At 65.9% G+C, this 17,881-nt stretch carries 22 protein-coding genes; 17 read left to right on the top strand and 5 right to left on the bottom strand.

Going from position 1 to position 17,881, the window contains the following annotated elements; genetic code table 11:
- The first annotated feature begins 13 nt into the window (after positions 1 to 13).
- The 14 genes from SynRS9909_RS07545 (at position 14) to fba (ending at position 11,650) form a co-directional block, all read left to right on the top strand.
- Positions 14 to 1,075, top strand: a complete 1,062-nt coding sequence (locus SynRS9909_RS07545; protein ID WP_007102375.1) for a hypothetical protein — start codon at positions 14 to 16, stop codon at positions 1,073 to 1,075.
- An 8-nt stretch (positions 1,076 to 1,083) separates the two neighbouring features.
- Positions 1,084 to 1,593, top strand: coding sequence for a Holliday junction resolvase RuvX (gene ruvX, locus SynRS9909_RS07550; protein WP_038001981.1), 510 nt, complete (start codon positions 1,084 to 1,086; stop codon positions 1,591 to 1,593).
- Positions 1,590 to 2,135, top strand: a complete 546-nt coding sequence (locus tag SynRS9909_RS07555) for a DUF3727 domain-containing protein (protein WP_007102373.1) — start codon at positions 1,590 to 1,592, stop codon at positions 2,133 to 2,135. The genes ruvX and SynRS9909_RS07555 overlap by 4 nt, the downstream gene beginning before the upstream one ends.
- The gene (locus tag SynRS9909_RS07560) at positions 2,135 to 2,644 is read left to right on the top strand and encodes a YqeG family HAD IIIA-type phosphatase (RefSeq protein WP_007102372.1); all 510 of its coding nucleotides are present in this window, start codon (positions 2,135 to 2,137) and stop codon (positions 2,642 to 2,644) included. Before SynRS9909_RS07555 ends, SynRS9909_RS07560 begins: the two co-directional genes overlap by 1 nt.
- Entirely contained in the window at positions 2,641 to 3,750 is a 1,110-nt protein-coding gene (proB, locus tag SynRS9909_RS07565) for a glutamate 5-kinase (RefSeq protein ID WP_007102371.1), read from the top strand. Before SynRS9909_RS07560 ends, proB begins: the two co-directional genes overlap by 4 nt.
- A 3-nt stretch (positions 3,751 to 3,753) precedes the next feature.
- Positions 3,754 to 4,812, top strand: coding sequence for a UDP-3-O-(3-hydroxymyristoyl)glucosamine N-acyltransferase (lpxD, locus tag SynRS9909_RS07570; protein WP_007102370.1), 1,059 nt, complete (start codon positions 3,754 to 3,756; stop codon positions 4,810 to 4,812).
- Positions 4,813 to 4,843: 31 nt separating this feature from the next.
- Complete coding sequence (gene leuB / locus SynRS9909_RS07575; protein WP_007102369.1) at positions 4,844 to 5,923, top strand: 3-isopropylmalate dehydrogenase; 1,080 nt, start codon at positions 4,844 to 4,846, stop codon at positions 5,921 to 5,923.
- Between the two features lie 82 nt (positions 5,924 to 6,005).
- On the top strand, positions 6,006 to 6,908 hold the full coding sequence (locus tag SynRS9909_RS07580) for a phosphoribulokinase (protein WP_007102368.1): 903 nt from the start codon (positions 6,006 to 6,008) through the stop codon (positions 6,906 to 6,908).
- Between the two features lie 25 nt (positions 6,909 to 6,933).
- Entirely contained in the window at positions 6,934 to 7,251 is a 318-nt protein-coding gene (locus SynRS9909_RS07585; RefSeq protein ID WP_007102367.1) for a hypothetical protein, read from the top strand.
- A gap of 11 nt (positions 7,252 to 7,262) precedes the next feature.
- Positions 7,263 to 8,063: an A24 family peptidase gene (locus tag SynRS9909_RS07590; RefSeq protein WP_007102366.1), complete on the top strand. Its 801-nt coding sequence runs from the start codon at positions 7,263 to 7,265 to the stop codon at positions 8,061 to 8,063.
- A 51-nt stretch (positions 8,064 to 8,114) separates the two neighbouring features.
- Positions 8,115 to 8,993, top strand: coding sequence for an acetyl-CoA carboxylase, carboxyltransferase subunit beta (accD, locus tag SynRS9909_RS07595; protein ID WP_007102365.1), 879 nt, complete (start codon positions 8,115 to 8,117; stop codon positions 8,991 to 8,993).
- Complete coding sequence (locus SynRS9909_RS07600; RefSeq protein WP_050752525.1) at positions 8,993 to 9,385, top strand: hypothetical protein; 393 nt, start codon at positions 8,993 to 8,995, stop codon at positions 9,383 to 9,385. Before accD ends, SynRS9909_RS07600 begins: the two co-directional genes overlap by 1 nt.
- Positions 9,386 to 10,528 (top strand): Gfo/Idh/MocA family protein, encoded by a 1,143-nt coding sequence (locus tag SynRS9909_RS07605; protein ID WP_007102363.1) that lies wholly within the window; start codon positions 9,386 to 9,388, stop codon positions 10,526 to 10,528.
- A 48-nt stretch (positions 10,529 to 10,576) separates the two neighbouring features.
- Positions 10,577 to 11,650 (top strand): class II fructose-bisphosphate aldolase, encoded by a 1,074-nt coding sequence (fba, locus tag SynRS9909_RS07610; protein WP_007102362.1) that lies wholly within the window; start codon positions 10,577 to 10,579, stop codon positions 11,648 to 11,650.
- Between the two features lie 120 nt (positions 11,651 to 11,770).
- Here fba and SynRS9909_RS07615 read toward each other — a convergent pair whose 3' ends face one another.
- Genes SynRS9909_RS07615 through purS form a run of 3 tightly spaced genes read right to left on the bottom strand, consistent with a single transcriptional unit; the run spans position 11,771 to position 13,678 of the window.
- Entirely contained in the window at positions 11,771 to 12,754 is a 984-nt protein-coding gene (locus tag SynRS9909_RS07615; RefSeq protein ID WP_007102361.1) for an LD-carboxypeptidase, read from the bottom strand.
- 19 nt (positions 12,755 to 12,773) lie between these two features.
- A complete protein-coding gene (gene purQ / locus SynRS9909_RS07620; RefSeq protein ID WP_007102360.1) occupies positions 12,774 to 13,427 on the bottom strand; it encodes a phosphoribosylformylglycinamidine synthase subunit PurQ in 654 nt (217 codons plus the stop codon).
- The gene (purS, locus tag SynRS9909_RS07625) at positions 13,424 to 13,678 is read right to left on the bottom strand and encodes a phosphoribosylformylglycinamidine synthase subunit PurS (protein WP_038001320.1); all 255 of its coding nucleotides are present in this window, start codon (positions 13,676 to 13,678) and stop codon (positions 13,424 to 13,426) included. Before purS ends, purQ begins: the two co-directional genes overlap by 4 nt.
- Positions 13,679 to 13,770: 92 nt before the next feature.
- Here purS and SynRS9909_RS07630 point away from each other — a divergent pair, with 92 nt between their 5' ends.
- From SynRS9909_RS07630 to SynRS9909_RS07640, 3 genes are all read left to right on the top strand, one after another.
- Complete coding sequence (locus SynRS9909_RS07630; RefSeq protein WP_240307782.1) at positions 13,771 to 14,151, top strand: hypothetical protein; 381 nt, start codon at positions 13,771 to 13,773, stop codon at positions 14,149 to 14,151.
- Positions 14,152 to 14,248: 97 nt separating this feature from the next.
- Positions 14,249 to 14,797, top strand: a complete 549-nt coding sequence (locus SynRS9909_RS07635) for a L,D-transpeptidase (protein ID WP_038001974.1) — start codon at positions 14,249 to 14,251, stop codon at positions 14,795 to 14,797.
- A gap of 27 nt (positions 14,798 to 14,824) precedes the next feature.
- Positions 14,825 to 16,225 (top strand): MFS transporter, encoded by a 1,401-nt coding sequence (locus tag SynRS9909_RS07640; RefSeq protein WP_240307781.1) that lies wholly within the window; start codon positions 14,825 to 14,827, stop codon positions 16,223 to 16,225.
- Here the strand turns inward: SynRS9909_RS07640 and cobW are convergent.
- A complete protein-coding gene (gene cobW, locus SynRS9909_RS07645) occupies positions 16,173 to 17,291 on the bottom strand; it encodes a cobalamin biosynthesis protein CobW (RefSeq protein WP_116431419.1) in 1,119 nt (372 codons plus the stop codon). The two genes, SynRS9909_RS07640 and cobW, sit on opposite strands and share 53 nt — an antisense overlap.
- Positions 17,288 to 17,803 (bottom strand): pentapeptide repeat-containing protein, encoded by a 516-nt coding sequence (locus tag SynRS9909_RS07650; protein ID WP_116431418.1) that lies wholly within the window; start codon positions 17,801 to 17,803, stop codon positions 17,288 to 17,290. Before SynRS9909_RS07650 ends, cobW begins: the two co-directional genes overlap by 4 nt.
- Between the last annotated feature and the right edge of the window lie 78 nt (positions 17,804 to 17,881).

Here is a 17,881-nt window from a genome sequence, read left to right on the forward strand (position 1 = left end):
GAAGTCACTCTTGTTGAGTGTTCCGGTGGAGTCTTCCGGCAGCTCCCTTCGGGTTGAGCCGCTGCGGGCGGCTCACCTCCATGGCCTCCAGTCCGAGGAGTTGGGCGACTGCCTGCCCCGGTTGCAGGGGTTGTTGCTGCGCAGCCTGGTGGCACGGCTCGATGGCCTCTGGCCCGGTGAGCCGATCACGCGTCAACCGCGGGTGCTCGTCGCTCTTGAACAGGGGATCCTTCGAGCCCTCGTTCAGGTGCGTCCCTACAACCGGCAGGGGAGCTGCTGGTTGCTGTCCCTCGAAGAGCTCAGCCCCGGCCAGTGGGTGGGCCGGCGTCAACTTCTGAAAGCCCTGCTGCAACAAGCCCTGCTCGGCACCGATGTGCACTCCCGCAGCTGGGTGATCCGTTGCGACAGCAGCTGCGATGAGCAACTGGATGTGCTGCGCGAACTGGGCTTCCAGCCCCTGAAAACCCAACGCATCTGGCAGGCAGGGAACGGGGAGTCCAGCCAGCCTGCGGCCCTCCCTCGCACCCCCACCTCCCTGCCGACCTCCTGTCAGTGGAGTGCCTTGAACCGGCGCACAGCCCCCCTGCTCTGGCCCCTGGAACAGGCAGCCTGCTCCAGTCATCTGCGCCAGATCATCGATCGTCGCTGCAACGATCTCCTCGATCAATCCGGACGCCATACCGGCGTTCTGCTCTGCGACAGCGGTGAAGGCGCCGTCGCCATCGCAGGCCTCGTCCGCCAGGAACTGGCGGATGGGTCATTCGGGATCGAGCTGTTGCGGGATGTGGCCTGGGATGGGCGGCTCAAGCAGGCATTACCGGCCCTGCTGCATCAGCTCCTGACACAGCGACCAGGCGTCGCCCTTGTGACCGACCAGGCGGACTCGGCCCTGACCCAGCTGCTGAGCACAGGAGGCTGGCAACCCGTGAAAGAGGAACTCCTGCTCGGCCGCAGCCTCTGGCGCCAACACGGACGCAGCCGTGCCGTTCCCCTCACCCACTCGCTCGACACCATGCTCGGACGTCTGCAGCCCCAGCATCCTCCGCTCCCCACCCCGAGCCTGGGGCGGCGTTGAGCCAGCCGATGGCCAACGCCAGACCACGCCCTCGCTCCAGCTTGAGCCTCGATGTGGGTCGCCGCCGCATCGGCCTGGCCGGCTGCGACCCCCTCGGCATCACCGTGCGCCCCCTGGCAGCCCTGCAGCGCCGCCGCTTTCCCGAGGATCTGGCCCACTTGCGCGACCTCTGCCTCCAGCGGCGCGTCGAACTGCTGGTGGTCGGACTTCCCCTGGATCGCAACGGACAGCCCACCGAACAGGCGATGCACTGCCAACGCTATGGCCTGCGGCTGGCAGAAGCCCTGCAGTTGCCCCTGGCCTGGATCAACGAACACAGCAGCAGCTGGGCGGCCGGCGAAGCGCTGGGACTTCACGGCGATCGCAGTGGAAAACTCGACAGTGCGGCGGCGGCGCTGCTGCTCGAGCAATGGCTGCGGGAAGGCCCCGAACCGGAACCGGTGACCGCGGCGGCCTCGGAGCGTGGCAGAAGACCCGACGATGCAGGATCCTGGAGGAACAGCGCAAGCCAGAAATGAGCGCCAGCGGAACGGGGAACAGCGGGGAGGTCCCGACTGTTCTGGTCAAGGACAGTGGCGGACTGGATCTGCTCTGCTTCCTGGAACAGCTGATTCCCCTCGATGGAGAGGATTACGCCCTGCTCACTCCGGTCGACACCCCGGTGTGCCTGTTCCGTCTCAAGGACGGCCAGGATCCGGAGCTGATCGATGCGATTGCCGACAGCGAGCCGATCCTTTCCGTGGCCGATGTGGTGCTTCAGGAGCACGACCTCACCCTGGTGCGCTCGGCAGTGACTCTCACGGTGAGCGGCGAACTCGACGAGCCCGACCCGGATGACCTCGACGATGAGGGCGAGGACGACGACGACTCGGAAACCTACGAGCTGCTGGTGAGCTTCCTGGTGGCAGAACAGGAATATGGTCTCTACATCCCACTGGATCCCTTCTTCGTGGTGGCTCGCATGGTCGACGGGGCGGCGGAGCTGGTGGAAGGGGAAGCGTTCGACCGCATTCAGCCCCGGATCGAGGCCGAGCTCGAGGAACGGGAGCTGCCCAACTGATGAGCCGCCACTGGCTGCAACCCGACTGGGATCCAGGCGTCACCGTGGCCCAACTACCGCTGCAGCCCCTGATGCACCGTGGTATCCACGCGCTACTGCTCGATGTGGATCGCACCCTGTTGCCCGGCCATGACGTGACCCTGCCGGCGCCGGTGCTCACCTGGGCCAACGAAGCGCGCCGACATCTGAACCTGCATCTCTTCAGCAACAACCCCTCACGGCAGCGGATCGCCGCCGTGGCCGATCAGCTTCAGGTTGAGTTCACCAGCGGTGCGGCAAAACCCAGGCGGGCAGCCCTCCGTCGTGTGCTGCACCAGCTCCAACTCCAACCGGAGGAAATGGCGATCGTGGGCGATCGCCTCTTCACCGATGTGCTGGCCGGCAACCGGCTGGGGCTGTTCACCGTGCTGGTGCGTCCGCTCCGGGCCGATGGCACGCCCTGCCGCCATGACCGGGTGCAGCGGCTGGAGCGTCACGTCGCCCGTTGGATGGGGGCAGGGCGTCGATGACGCTGCGGGTGGTGAAGGTGGGCACCAGCCTGCTCCGCGGCGACGACGGCTCTTCCACCTCAGCGGTGATCGGCTGGCTGACGGATGCGCTCGCCGCGAGCCTGATCCAGGGCGATCGCACGGTGCTCGTGAGCAGTGGCGCCGTAGGCCTGGGCTGCCGGCGCCTGGGGTTGAGTCACCGCCCCGACAACGTGGTCGCCCTGCAGGCGGCCGCAGCCGTGGGCCAGGGGCACCTGATGAGTCTCTATGAAGAAGCGATGGCTCGCCATGGCCAGCCCGTGGCGCAGGTGCTGCTCACCCGCTCCGATCTCGCCGACCGCCGCAGCTACCGCACCGCTTCAGCCACCCTGCACCAGCTTCTCGACTGGGGGGTGCTGCCGGTGGTCAACGAGAACGACACCGTGTCGTCAGCGGAATTGCGCTTCGGCGACAACGACACCCTCTCAGCCCTGGTGGCGGCAGCGGTGGAAGCCGATGAGCTGATCCTGCTCACGGATGTGGATCGTCTCTACACCGCCGATCCCCGCACCGATGCCAATGCCCATCCGATCACGGATGTGCACCATCCCGCCGAACTGGCCCGCCTGCAGGATGGGGCCGGCGATGGCGGCCGCTGGGGAACCGGAGGCATGACCACCAAACTGGCAGCAGCACGGATCGCCACGGCCAGCGGCATCACCGTGCACCTGGCCGATGGCCGGCAGCCCGAGGTGCTCAAGAAGCTGCTCAGCGGTGGCCGGGGTGGCACTGTGTTTCATCCCCACCCCGAACCGCTGGGCAACCGCAAAAGCTGGCTTGCCCATGCCCTTCGGCCCCAGGGGGATCTCAGGCTCGACAACGGAGCCTGCAACGCCCTGGAACAACGCGGTGCCTCCCTGCTGCTGGTGGGAATCACCGCCGTGCAAGGGCACTTTGCCGCCAACCAACCGATCCGGCTGCTCGCAGCCGATGGTCGGGAAGTGGCACGGGGGTTGAGCTCATGGAGCAGCGAAGCGCTTCAGCGGGCCCTGACCCAGGCCCCAGCCAACGCCAGCGGCTCCCCCGTTGTGGTGCATCGCGATGCCCTCGTGCTCACCACGCCTACGATCCGCCCGCAGGACACCTGAATCATGCGTTTCAGTCAGTTGGTTGCGGCGCTGCAGGAGGGCGAGGCCGGCCTTCTCCGCCACGGACTCGGGCGCGACCCTCAGTTGCACTCCGCCGCCTCCCTCGAGAGGGCCACGGCCGATCAGCTGAGTTTCCTGGAGCCTGGCAATGCTCTGGTCCAGGCGCTGGCCAGCAGTGCCGTGGGAGCCGTCTTGCTGCCGGATCAGGATGACCTGGTGCAGCAGGCGGAATCGCGCCAGCTGGCCTGGGCCGTGTGCAAAGACCCGCGCCTGGCCTTCGCAGAGTCGCTCGAGCAACTCCATCCAAGGCGACTCCCCCAGGCGGGCATCCACCCCACGGCGGTGATCGGTGATCGCGTCGAACTCGGGGCCGGTGTCTCGATCGGCGCCCATGTCTGCATTCATGACGGCAGCCGGATCGGCAGCCAGAGCGTGATCCACCCCGGTGTGGTGATCTACGACGACGTGGTGGTGGGGGAGCGCTGCGAAGTGCATGCCAATGCCGTGTTGCATCCCGGCTCTCGCCTCGGGAACCGTTGTGTCGTTCACTCGAACGCCGTGGTGGGGTCGGAGGGGTTTGGCTTCGTGCCCACCGCCCGCGGCTGGCGCAAGATGCCCCAGACCGGCCTGGTGGTGCTGGATGAGGGCGTTGAGGTGGGCTGCGGCAGCACGATTGATCGCCCTGCCGTGGGCGAAACGCGCATCGGTGCCGGTACCAAGATCGACAATCTGGTGCAGATCGGCCACGGCGTGGAAACCGGTCGAGGTTGCGCCCTGGCCTCCCAGGTGGGCATCGCCGGTGGTGCCCGCCTCGGGGATGGCGTGATCCTTGCCGGACAGGTGGGTGTGGCCAACCGGGCGGTGATCGGCGACCGGGCCATCGCCAGCTCCAAGAGCGGCATCCACGGCGAGATCGCGGCGGGGGAGGTGGTGAGCGGCTACCCGGCGATCCCGAACCGCCTCTGGCTGCGTTGCTCCGCCGCCTTCAGCAAATTGCCCGAACTGGCGAAACAGCTGCGGGAGCTCAAGCGTGCCCAGGAGACGGGGACCACCCCTCAGTAGTCTCGCCGCGTCAGGTCGTGGCTCTGGTCCCATGCGTCAGCATCGCGTTGTTCTGCTGCCCGGTGACGGGATCGGTCCAGAGATCACGGCGGTCGCTCGGATGCTGCTGGAGGCCGTGGCAGCACGGCACGGTTTTGCGCTTCAGTTTGATGAGCAGTTGATCGGGGGTGCCGCGATCGACGCCACGGGTGTCCCCTTGCCAGAAGCCAGCCTCGAGGCCTGCCGCGGCGCCGATGCGGTGTTGCTCGCGGCGATCGGCAACCCCCGTTTCGATGCCCTGCCCCGAGAGCAGCGCCCGGAGAGCGGTCTCCTGGCCCTGCGCTCCGGCTTGGGACTGTTCGCCAACCTCAGACCGGTGAAGATTGTTCCGGCCCTGAGCGCCGCCAGCAGCCTCAAAGCGGAGGTGATCGAAGGGGTGGATCTACTTGTGGTGCGCGAACTCACCGGTGGCATCTATTTCGGTCAGCCCAAGGGACGGGTGACGGCCGATGGAGAGGAACGGGGCTTCAACACCATGACCTACTCCGCCTCCGAGGTCGACCGGATCGCCCGGGTCGCTTTCGAGCTGGCAAAAGAACGCCGCGGCCAGCTCTGCTCGGTGGACAAGGCGAATGTGCTGGATGTGAGTCAGCTCTGGCGCGACCGGGTCGAGGCCATGGCTGCCACTTATCCGGAGGTCAGCGTGAGCCATCTGTATGTCGACAACGCCGCCATGCAGCTGGTGCGTGATCCGCGCCAGTTTGATGTGCTGCTCACGGGCAACCTGTTCGGCGACATCCTCAGCGATGAAGCGGCGATGCTCACCGGCTCGATCGGCATGTTGCCCTCCGCTTCCCTCGGCAGTGCAGGGCCCGGCCTGTTTGAACCCGTGCACGGCTCGGCGCCCGACATCGCTGGTCAGGACAAGGCCAATCCGATGGCGATGGTGCTGTCTGCCGCCATGATGCTGCGCATCGGCCTGAAGGAAACGGAGGCTGCCGATGCGCTCGAAGCGGCGGTGAACCGGGTGCTCGCTGCCGGTTACCGCACCGGAGACCTGATGGCGGAGGGCTGCACACCCCTCGGCTGTCGTGCCATGGGTGAACAGCTGCTGGTCCACTGCAACGGCTGAGGCCATTGGCATTCCCGGCCCAGCTGCCACGGTGCCGGTCCGCTGACCTGCCAAACTCTTCCAGCCTGCTCAGCCTGCGTCGATGTCGAAGCGTCACCCCGTTGTCGCCGTTACAGGGTCCTCCGGTGCCGGAACCAGCACTGTCAAAAGGGCCTTTGAACACATCTTCGCCCGGGAGAACATCACCCCGGCCGTGGTGGAGGGTGACAGCTACCACCGCTTCGAGCGCGCAGCGATGAAGGAAGCCATGGCGGAGGCCATGGCCAAGGGCGAAAACTTCTCCCACTTCGGGCCGGAAGCCAATCTCTTCGACAAGCTCGAAGAGCTGTTCCGCGTTTACGGCGAGAGCGGTGGTGGTCAGAAGCGCTACTACCTGCACAGCCCTGAGGAAGCGGCTGAGCACAACGCTCGCCTGGGCACCGATCTGGCTCCCGGTCAGTTCACCCCCTGGGAAAACATCCCCGCCAGCACCGACCTGCTCTTCTACGAAGGTCTGCACGGCGGTGTGCAGGGCGATGGCTACGACGTGGCGGCCCTCGCCGATCTTCTGGTGGGCGTGGTGCCGATCACCAACCTGGAATGGATCCAGAAGATCCACCGCGACAACGCCGAGCGTGGTTATTCGGCTGAAGCGATCGTTGACACGATCCTGCGCCGCATGCCCGACTACATCAATCACATCTGCCCACAGTTCAGCCGCACCGACATCAACTTCCAGCGTGTCCCCACCGTGGACACCTCAAACCCCTTCATCTGCCGGAACATCCCGACGCCGGATGAAAGCTTTGTGATCATCCACTTCCGCAAGGGAGCTAGGGAGAAGTGGGGGATCGACTTCCCCTACCTGCTGAGCATGATCCACGATTCCTTCATGTCCAGCCCCACCAGCATCGTGGTCAATGGCGGCAAGATGGGCTTCGCCATGGAATTGATCCTCACACCGATCATTCATCGGATGATCGAAGAGAAGCAGAAGCTGGCCTGATTCATTTCCAGGCGGGAGCTCTATCGTGGGTCCATCTGAGCAATCAGGTGGGCCCATTTCCGTTTCGTCGCCATCCTTTCTGATCAGTGGAGCCGGTGCCCCCATCGGTTCAACGCCGCGATGGGATCGGGTCAACAGCCAAGCGCTGATCGCCCTCGCCCGACAGATTTATTTCCGCTACCTGAGCGAAGCAACGCGGAGCCAGGAACCCAGTGGTGTGGTGGTGTGCCAGCGCAGCGGTGAAGGCCGGGTGGTCTTCGAACCACCAACCCTGTTGCCGGATGAGGAATTCCTCTCCACAGCGCTGCTGCGCAATCGCGCCCGACGCTCCGGTGGGCGCTGAAGCCTCCCCCCATGGCCGCCTTCGTTGCCCTGATGCCGCCCCTCGCCCCGGTGCTGATCCTTTTCGGGGCCTGCGTGGGCAGTTTTCTCAATGTGGTCGTCTGGCGGCTTCCCCGCCGCGAATCGCTGATCTGGCCCGGTAGCCATTGCCCCAACTGCGGCCACGCCGTGCGCTGGCACGACAACATCCCGCTGTTCGGATGGCTGCTGCTGCGGGGCCGCTGCCGCGACTGCGCCTGGCCGATCCCTGCGCGCTACCCCGCCACCGAAGTGCTCTGCGGCGGGCTCTGGCTCACGGCGGCATGGGCCCACGGATCGGCCCTCCAGCTGATCGCCGGCCTCGTGCTGGTCAGCCTGCTCCTCACCCTGAGCCTGATCGATTGCGACCATCTCTGGTTACCCGAACCGCTCTGCCGCAGCGGCGTGATCCTGGGGTTTCTGGCCACACTCGCCCTCACAACGCCGGAACGCTGGCTCAATCATCTGGTGGCGGCAGCGGCCGCGCTGCTGGTGATGGAGGGACTGAGCGCTCTCGCGGAGCGACTTCTCGGTCAACCGGCGCTCGGGCTCGGGGATGCGAAGCTCGCCGCCCTCGGGGGTGCCTGGCTCGGCCTGGCCGGAATCACCGCCGCCATGGCCCTGGCGGTCTGCAGCGGCGCGATCATCGGCCTCCTGGGCCGGATCAGCGGACGCCTCGGCCCCCGCCAGCCCTTTCCCTTCGGTCCGTTCATCGCCCTTGGCATCTGGTTGGTGTGGCTCACCGGGCCCCTGTGGTGGTGGCAGAGCTGGATGCGACTGATCGGGGCGAGCTGAGCCTCACTGCGATGCGGTGGGTCTTAAATAGGCCCCAGCAGGAGCGATGGCGTGTCACTGTTCGACTGGTTTGCTGATCGCCGCAAGGGTCAATCGGTGAACAAGGTGGTCCAGGAACCGGAAGAGGGCGATGGCCTCTGGAGCAAATGCCCGGAATGCTCCCAGGTGGTGTATCGCAAAGATCTGCTGGCCAATGCCAGCGTGTGCAGCAACTGCGGTCATCACCACCGCATCGACAGCAGTGAGCGGATCGCCGTCATCGTCGATCCCGGCAGTTTCGTTCCTCTTGACACCGACCTGGAACCCACCGATCCCCTGGGCTTCAAGGATCGTCGCGCCTACGCCGAACGTCTGCGGGAGATGCAGGCGAAAACAGGCCTGAAAGACGCCGTGGTGACTGGCCTCTGCCGGGTGGAGAACCACCGGATGGCCCTGGCGGTGATGGATTTCCGCTTCATGGGCGGCTCGATGGGCTCGGTGGTGGGCGAGAAGATCACCCGCCTGGTGGAACGGGCCACCGAGGAGCGCCTGCCACTGCTGATCGTGTGCGCCTCCGGGGGGGCGCGCATGCAGGAGGGGATGCTCAGCTTGATGCAGATGGCGAAGATCTCCGGGGCGCTGGAGCGCCATCGCGACGCGGGCGTGCTCTACATGCCCCTGCTCACCCACCCCACCACCGGCGGCGTGACCGCCAGCTTCGCCATGCTTGGAGACCTGATTCTGGCGGAACCGAAAGCCTTGATCGGCTTCGCCGGACGGCGGGTGATCGAACAGACCCTGCGGGAGAAACTGCCCGACAATTTCCAGACCGCTGAGTATCTGCAGGAGCACGGATTCGTTGACACGATCGTGCCCCGCACCCAGCTGCGCTCCACCCTGGCCCGACTGCTGCGGCTGCACGGCAGCCGCCCGCTGGAGGCCGTGGGCTGATGGGGCGACTGCGCCAGTGGTGTCAAGGGGGTCTGCTCTGCGGCTTGGTCCTGCTGTTGAGCTGGTGCTGGAGCGGACCGGTCTGGGCAGGCCCCGTGGACTGGCGTGAAGTTCCCGCCACCAGCGAAGGCCGCCAATGGTGGGATGCGGGCAGCCTGCGCCGCGATCGAGACGGCAACCTCTCGGTGTTGAGCCGCTACACCGCGGAGACCGATCCCGACACCCCCAGCCTGGGGACCCTGGTGGTGATGCAGATTGACTGCGGCCAGAAGCTGTATCGCGACCAGCAGGTGAATGGATTGCCGCGCTGGGGTGCCCAGTGGGAAGCTGCCGGCGATGATGCCCTGATCAGCAACGTGATCGAGGCGGTCTGCAGCTCTGCTCCGGCCTGAATGCCACTCTCTGCCTCGACGTCCCCCTCGAATGCCCCAGTGCCGATCGGCGTCGCCATCGCCGGCCTCGGCTTCGGCGAAGCCGTGCATCTCCCAGCCCTGCGCAGCCTGGCGGATGCCCAACCTGTGGCGCTCTGGCATCCCCGCGCCGAACGGCTTGATCAGGCCTGCGCCCAGCATGGGCTGAAGGGGTACCACCACTGGGATGCCCTCATGGCCGATCCGGCCGTTGAGGCCATCGTGATCGCCACCCCACCGCAGCCACGGTTTGATCTGGCTCGCCGCGCCCTTGAGGCGGGCAAGCACCTGCTGCTGGAAAAACCGGTCGCCCTCGAGGCTGACCGGGTGGCCGAACTGCAGCGACTCGCGATCCGGCAGGGGTGCAGCGTGGCGGTGGATTTTGAATATCGGGCCGTGCCGCTGTTCATGCAGGCGGAACGCCTGCTGGCGGCGGGGGCGATCGGCACCCCCTGGCTGGTGAAGCTGGATTGGCTGATGAGCAGCCGCGCCAACCCCGAGCGGCCCTGGACCTGGTATTCCTCAGCCGAGCAGGGGGGCGGTGTGATCGGCGCCCTGGGCACCCATGCCTTCGACATGCTCGCCTGGTTGGTGGGCGAGATCGACCAACTCCAGGCGTTGCACCACACGGCCATCACGAAACGCCCCCTGCCCGGTGGCGGCCAGGCCTCAGTCGATGCGGAGGATGTGGCCCTGATCCAGGCCCGCCTGCTCAGCCATGGAGGCACTGGGCCTGTGCCCGCCCAGGTGAGCCTTGCCTCCGTGGCGCGCAACGGACGCGGCTGTTGGCTGGAGATCTACGGCTCCGAGGGAAGCCTGGTGCTGGGCAGCGACAACCAGAAGGATTACGTGCACGGCTTCGGACTCTGGCTGGCCCAGAACGGGGAGTCGCCCCGCAGCCTTCAGGCGGATGCGGATCTGCGCTTCGCCACCACCTGGAGCGACGGGCGGGTGGCTCCCGTGGCGCGCATCCAGCAGTGGTGGATCGACAGCATCCGCTCCGGCCGCCCCATGCTGCCGGGGCTGAGCGAAGGGCTACGCAGCCAGCAGGCCTGTGACCGCTGCAGACTGATGCCTTGGGACTCGCCCGGAACAACACGGAATCGGGCGAATGAGATCCGGTAGATTCGCCCACATTCGTCCCCACGACGTACCACCACCGAGGATTTCACCATGGCGCTCGTTCCGCTTCGGCTTCTGCTCGACCATGCCGCTGAGAACGGCTACGGCATCCCTGCGTTCAACGTGAACAACCTGGAGCAGGTGCAGTCGATCATGGAAGCCGCTGCCGAAACCGACAGCCCCGTGATCCTGCAGGCCTCCCGCGGCGCCCGCAGCTACGCCGGTGAAATTTTCCTACGCCACCTGATTCTGGCCGCCACCGAGACCTACCCGAACATCCCGGTGGTGATGCACCAGGACCATGGCAACGCCCCTTCCACCTGCTACTCCGCTGCCATCAACGGTTTCACCTCGGTGATGATGGATGGTTCTCTGGAAGCCGATGCCAAGACCCCGGCCAGCTACGACTACAACGTGGCTGTCACCAAGGAAGTGGTGGATTTCGCCCATTCCGTGGGTGTGAGCGTCGAGGGCGAACTGGGTTGCCTCGGTTCCCTGGAAACCGGGAAGGGTGAAGCCGAGGACGGCCACGGTTTCGAGGGCGAACTGTCGAAGGACATGCTCCTCACCGATCCGGCCGAGGCTGCTGATTTCGTTGCCAAAACCAAGGTGGACGCCCTGGCGATCGCCATCGGCACCAGCCATGGCGCCTACAAGTTCACCCGCAAACCCACTGGTGAAGTGCTGGCGATCAGCCGCATCGCCGAGATCCACAAAGCCATCCCCAACACCCACCTGGTGATGCACGGCTCTTCCTCCGTGCCTCAGGAGTGGCTGGACATGATCAACAAGTTCGGTGGTCAGATCCCCGAGACCTACGGCGTCCCCGTCGAGGAGATCCAGGAGGGCATCCGCAACGGTGTGCGCAAGGTGAACATCGACACCGACAATCGCCTCGCCTTCACCGCCGCTGTGCGTGAAGCGGCCTTCGCCGATCCCGCCAACTTCGATCCCCGTCACTTCAACAAGCCGGCCCGCAAGTACATGAAGCAGGTCTGCCTCGATCGGTACCAGCAGTTCTGGTGCGCCGGCCAGGCCAGCAAGATCAAGCAGCAGAGCATCAACTACTACGCCGGCCTGTACGCCAAGGGCGAACTGGACCCCAAGACCGCTGTAGCAGCCTGATCACCGCAGGGATTGATCCAGAGCAATTTTGATCCAGAGCAATTGATGGGGGGGGGGCGCTTTGCCCCCCTTTTTTGATGGAATCGACGGACAGTCAGCGCGGACAGTCAGCGCGCAGATTCAGCGCAGTGCCAGGGAGCCGTTGCGGCCATCCAGGAGCGCCATCTCACCCAGTGGTAAGGCTAGGTTCGGCTGGCCGTGACCCACCGGCAGATCCATCACCAGCGGAACTCCCAGATCGCCGAGGCGCTCCTCGAGGATCGCCGCCATCGAGAAATCGCCGGGCAGGATGTCATCTTCCGCCCAGCTGAAGCGGCCGATGCCGATCCCGGCGACACCCCGCAACACCCCGGCGGTGCGCCAGTGCGTCAGCATGCGATCGATCCGATAGGGCGCTTCCCCCACATCCTCGAGCACAAGAATCGCCCCCTCGAGTGACGGCCACCACGGCGTGCCGATCAGATGGGTCGCCACCGTGAGGTTGGTCACCACCAGCGGACCGGTGGCTCGACCGGACCGAACCGCCCGGCCCGTGAGTGGCGCCACCGCGCGGCCACTGAGCAACTCCACCGTTCGCTGCCACTGGGCCTCACTGCCACCGCTGGAGCCATGAATCGCGCCACGGGACCCTGCGGCCCACTGCGCCAGCAACAGAGAGCTGGTGTCGGAAAAGCCCAGGGTCCAGAGGGAACGACGGGGGAACTGGAAGCCAGCCTCCAGAACCCGAGCACCACCCCAACCGGCACCCACCACGATCAGGCCATCAAGGCTTGGATCGCGCCACGCCTCCTCCAGCGCTTCACAACGCTGGGCATCCGTGCCGGCGAACCACTGCCATTGACGCCGCACCGATGCTGGAATCTCCAGGTGCCATCCCTGCGCCGCGCAGCGGTTCTGCAACGGCGTGAAGTCGGTGTCGGGAGCGATCCAGGTGCCCAGGTTGAGCGCCCGCAAGCGCGAGCCAGGACGCAACGGTGATGGCGGCGGCAGCGGTGACGGCAAGGAACGACCCCGCAGCCAAGCGGGCAGCGCCGTACCGAGCAGGGCCCAAGCACTGCTGGTCAGAACGGTGCGACTCAGAAACGTGCGCCGCCGCATCGTCATCGGTCCAGCCCCCCAGCGGTCAGGCGATCAGAGCGCGCAGGAGGCCCTGACCATCGACTCCGCCGAGCTGAGGATCGCAGGCGCGCTCTGGATGGGGCATCAAGCCGAGCACGTTGCCGCTGGCATTGGTGATCCCGGCGATATCCGCGATCGAGCCGTTGGGATTGTTGCAATAGCGCAGGGCGATGGCGTCGTCGTCCTGCAGCTGCTTGAGCGTGTCGTCGCTGCACTGATAGCGCCCCTCACCATGGGCAATGGGCAGCACCATCTCACTGCCGACGCTCTGATGCCGCAACCAGGGCGTGCGGGAGCTGGCCACAGCCAGGGCAGCGTCTTCACAGATGAAATGGAGGTTCTGGTTGCGGGTCAGAGCACCGGGCAGCAAGCCCAGCTCCGTCAGCACCTGAAACCCATTGCAGATGCCCAACACCCGCCCGCCTTTGGCGGCGAAGTCGACCAGAGCCTGAAGCACGGGAGCAAACCGGGCAATGGCACCGCAACGCAGGTAATCGCCGTAGCTGAATCCGCCCGGCAACACCACCGCATCCAAGCCGCTCAGGTCCTGGTCCTCATGCCAGAGGAAACGGGTGGGCAGGCCGAGGCAGCCCTCCGTGGCCCAACGCACGTCCCGGTCACAGTTGGAGCCGGGAAAAATCACCACCCCGATGCTCATGACTGCTGCAGCTCCAGGCTCCAGTTTTCGATCACGGGATTGGCCAACAGCCGATCGCTGAGCAGCTCCAGTCGCCGGCGGGCCTCCTGCTCATCGGGCGCCTCCAGCTCCAGCTCCACCGCTTTGCCGATGCGCAGCCTGCTCACCCCGTCGACGCCGAGGCGGACCGCGGCGGCACGGGTGGCCTCTCCAGCCGGATCGAGCACGGAGGGACGCAGGTTCACCAAGACGCGGGCTTGAAAACGCGGCACGGACTCCGGGCAGGGATTGTTAAATCTTGACAGGCCGGGGCACCGCTGCCGGAACGCTCTGGGCACGGTGAAGGAAGGCCTCCATCAGCGCCTTGGCTCTCGCTCCTGCCCAACGGATGCCACCCGCCCGCTTGCCTGGAGGGTGCTGGATCGCCCTGGGCACCCTGGGGCTGACACTCGCTGTCGCGCCGACAAGCCACGCCGCCGCCCCCCCGGAACTGGTGCTGGAGCTGGAATGCCGCGAGAACGGTGGACACTGGCAGAGCTGCCGGATGGGGGTGGTGAAGCTGGGGGAGGAGTGGTGGCTGGATCTGGCCCATCAACGCATTCGCTTCCGCCATGACGGCAGCGGTCGAATGCGCATGAAAGGATCGCGCGATCCGAGCTGGCAGTCGGTGCAGGCCCGCTGGATCGCCGAGCGCACCCTCTGCTGGGATGGGGTCTGCGCCCGGGGAGACCTGCCCCTGGATTGAGGGCGAGGAAGAAGCGAAAGCCAAACCGGGAACTGGCTTTTTCTCTCGTGAGCGTTAAAAACAATCCGTAGTTTCGGCATCCGTTTGCGTGCTGCCGATGCCGCTATCCCGGCTCACCACTGCCCTGCTGCTGACCGCCGGGCTGAGCTCCGGTGTCGCCAAGGCCGACACCAGCCCGGAGCAGTGGCTGGCGCTGCTTCAGGAGCGCCAGGAATCGGTGCTGGTGTTGGAGCGGACCGATCGCTCCCTCCAACCCACCGGGGATCCGATCTGGGATCTGCGCCTTGAGATCCCCGGCCAACCGCCACGCCATTACCCGGCCCTCAGCGGCCGTGCCAATCGCCAACTGGCCAACCGGGACCAGATGGGCAGCCGTGCCCCCCTCCCCCGAGGCCATTACACCCTCGGCGCCGTGGAGCCCCTCGCCGCCGGCGCTTATCCGGAGCTGGGTCCGATCTGGATCAGCATTGAGCCGACCTTCCCCACCGGTCGGCGCGTGCTCGGCATCCACCAGGATCCCAGCGCCGGCCTGAATGGCAACAGCGGTACCCTCGGCTGCATCGGCCTCATTCACCGCAAGGACCTGCTGGAACTGTCCACGCTGATTCAACGCAGCGGCACGCGCCAGCTCGTGGTCCGCCACTAGAGGCCACGCAGCTGAAAGGAGCGACGCTTGAGCCCACCCCCAACCCTGCCATCGCTCACAGCGCCCCTTGATGTGGCGGCAGCGCCTGCACCGCTGCGGCGGCGGGTGCTGCTGGCCTACGGGATCGGCGATGCGGGCACCGGCATGGCCTCGGCCCTCGTGGGGTTTTACCTCTTCGTGTTTTACACGGCCGTTGCCGGGCTGCCCCCCTGGTTGGCGGGCACGGTGCTGATGGTGGTGCGTCTCTGGGATGTGTTCAGCGATCAGCTGATCGGCTGGCTCGGAGACCGCACCCGCAGCCGGATGGGACCCCGCATCCCCTGGATGCTGGCCAGCGCCCTGCCCCTGGGGATTTCGATGGCCCTGATGTGGTGGGTTCCACCATTCCCGGATCCCTGGCGTTTCCTCTGGTTTGTGTTGATCGCCAGCCTGTTCCAGGCCTCCTATTCCGGCGTGAATCTGCCCTATTCAGCCCTGGCCACCGAGCTCAGCACCGACGTGAATCTGCGCACGCGGCTCAACAGCGCCCGCTTCACCGGTTCCGTGCTGGCCTCCCTGGTGGGGCTGCTTCTGGGCGCCGCCCTGAGCCACAAGGGCGCCGCGGGCTACTGGAGCATCGGCGTGGCCGCGGGCGCGATTCTGATTGTGGGCAGCCTGCTCAGTGCGTTCGGACTGGCTCCAGCAGCCGCCCGGTGTCAGCGTCCGAGCCAGGAGCATCGCCGGCTGCTGCCCCAGTTGCGCAGCCTCAGCCACAACGGATTCTTCCTTCGGGTGGTGTCGCTCTACCTCCTGATGTGGGGCGCTCTGCAGCTGATGCAGCCCGTGGCGATCATCTTTCTCTCCGATGGCCTGCACCTGCCCCACAGCTGGAGCACCTCCCTGCTGATTCCCTTCCAGATCAGTGCGATGGTGGGGATCTGGATCTGGAATCAGGTGGCAGCGCAGCGCAGTCGCCTGCTGGCACTGCAGATCGGGGGATCCGCCTGGGTGATCCTGTGTCTGATCACGATGCTGCTGCCCGCCCTGCCACAGGGGCAGACCCCTCTGGGGCCGGCCAATCACACCGACCTGGCCCTCTTGCTGGTCAGTCTGGTGGGGCTGGGCATCAGTGCCGCCACCGCCTATCTGCTGCCCTGGGCCTTCCTCCCCGATGCGGTGGACGCAGAACCGGAACATCCGGCTGGCCTGATCACGGCCTTCATGGTGCAGATTCAGAAACTCGGCAGTGCCCTCTCGGTGTTCGCCCTCGGTCTGCTGTTGAGCTGGAGCGGCTACAACCCCGCCCTCAACGACAACCAACCCTCAAGCGCCCTGGTGATGATCCGTTTGTGCATGGGGCTGATTCCCGCGCTGCTGGTGATCGCCAGCCTCTGGGTCATGCGGGACTGGAACCGTTTGTTGGCGACAAAGCCTGCAGCTGGGCACTGAGCTGATCCGCTGCCTCCGGATCGAATCCGATCAGCACCAGATCCACCCCCCCACCGCTGACCGGTCGCCAGGCCTGGTCGGGGGCGGCTTCAAACCAGCTGTCGAGCCTGGGGCCCACCATTTGCAGCTGGAGCGGCAGGTGTTTGCCTTCCAGCCAGATGCGCCCTTTCAGGCGAACCACCCGATGCGCCTGCACAAAGGCAGGCAGGCAGTGCTCCAGTTGCTGCCGCGTCAGTGGCACCTCAAGGCGCACACTGCCGCCAACCACCTCCACATGGCTGTGATCGTGATGGTCGTGATCGTGATGGCTGTCCTGGTGATGGCTGTCGTGGTGATGGCTGTCGTGGTGATCGCCCGATGGCGTGGGGTCAACGGCCGAGGCCGTGTTAAGACCCAGCACGATCCGAGGGTCCACCTGCCCCCGCTCCATCGCCAACAGGCCCGTGCCAGGACGCACCCGCGCTTGCAACTGGGCCTGGAGTGCGGCGAGAGCTGAGGAATCCAACCGGTCGGCACGACTGATCAGCACCTGATCGGCCGCCTGCAACTGATCCTCAAACAACGCATCGATCGAGCTGAGGTGATCGAGACTGGGATCCTCCCGGCGCTGCTGCTCCAGGGCTTCCGGATCACCCACCGGACTACCGGCGACCAGGGCCTCCCCATCCACCACCGTGACCACACCGTTCACCACCACCCGGGAGCGCACCTCCGGCCAGGCCAGGGCCTGAAGCAGCGGACGGGGAAGCGCCAACCCACTCGTTTCAACGACGATCCCGTCAAGGCGGTCAGCGCGTTCCAGCAGGGTGTTCATCGTGGGCAGGAAGTCGTCCTGCACCGTGCAGCAGAGGCATCCGTTGTTCAACTCCACCAGGCGCCCATCGAGCTCATCCTCCGGGCAGAAGCCGCAACTGCGGATGAGATCCCCATCCAGCCCCACGGTGCCGAATTCATTAACCATCACCGCCAGGCGCTGACCGCTCTGGGCGAGCAGATGGCGCAGCAGGGTGGTTTTGCCGGCCCCGAGGAAGCCGGTGATCACGGTGACGGGAAGCCTGGCCATCAGCGGCAACCCAGACTGTCGCGGGTGAGCACACCGGTGCGGCTGTTCTCTCCGGCGGCGCGGGCACAGAGGGCCTTCAGCTGGGGCAGATCGATCACGGCATCCGTGAAATCTGCACCATCAATCTGGGCATCGCCGAAGCGGCTCTGCATCAGCATGGCGTTGGTGAACACGGCATTGCGCAGATCGGCACCATCAAAACGGCTGGCGAAGGCCACCACATCCGACAGATCGGCACCCTGGAGATCGGCACCCTGAAGGGACGACGTGTTGATCACGGCCCCGCGAAGATCACTCCCCGACAGATCAACCCCCTGCAGATCCGCCTTCAGAAACTCCTTTTCCTTGAGATCCATCCCGTGCATGTCAGGAACGATCTCCTGAACAGCCCGTTGCCCGCGCAATTCGGGAGCCGTGATCGCCAGGGCCGGTGCAGCGGGGAGCCAGAACCCGATCGCGAGAACGCAAGCCGCCAGGCTGATCGCCAGGGTGGTGAGGCGGCGGGGAACACGCATGCGCGGCAGATCAAGCGTCATTCGTTCGTCAGGCGACCTGACGTAATTTGAAGGGTCACGTTATGGCAGTCCTCCGCC

The sequence above is a fragment of the Synechococcus sp. RS9909 genome (assembly GCF_014279595.1).
Taxonomy (GTDB): Bacteria; Cyanobacteriota; Cyanobacteriia; order PCC-6307; family Cyanobiaceae; genus Synechococcus_C.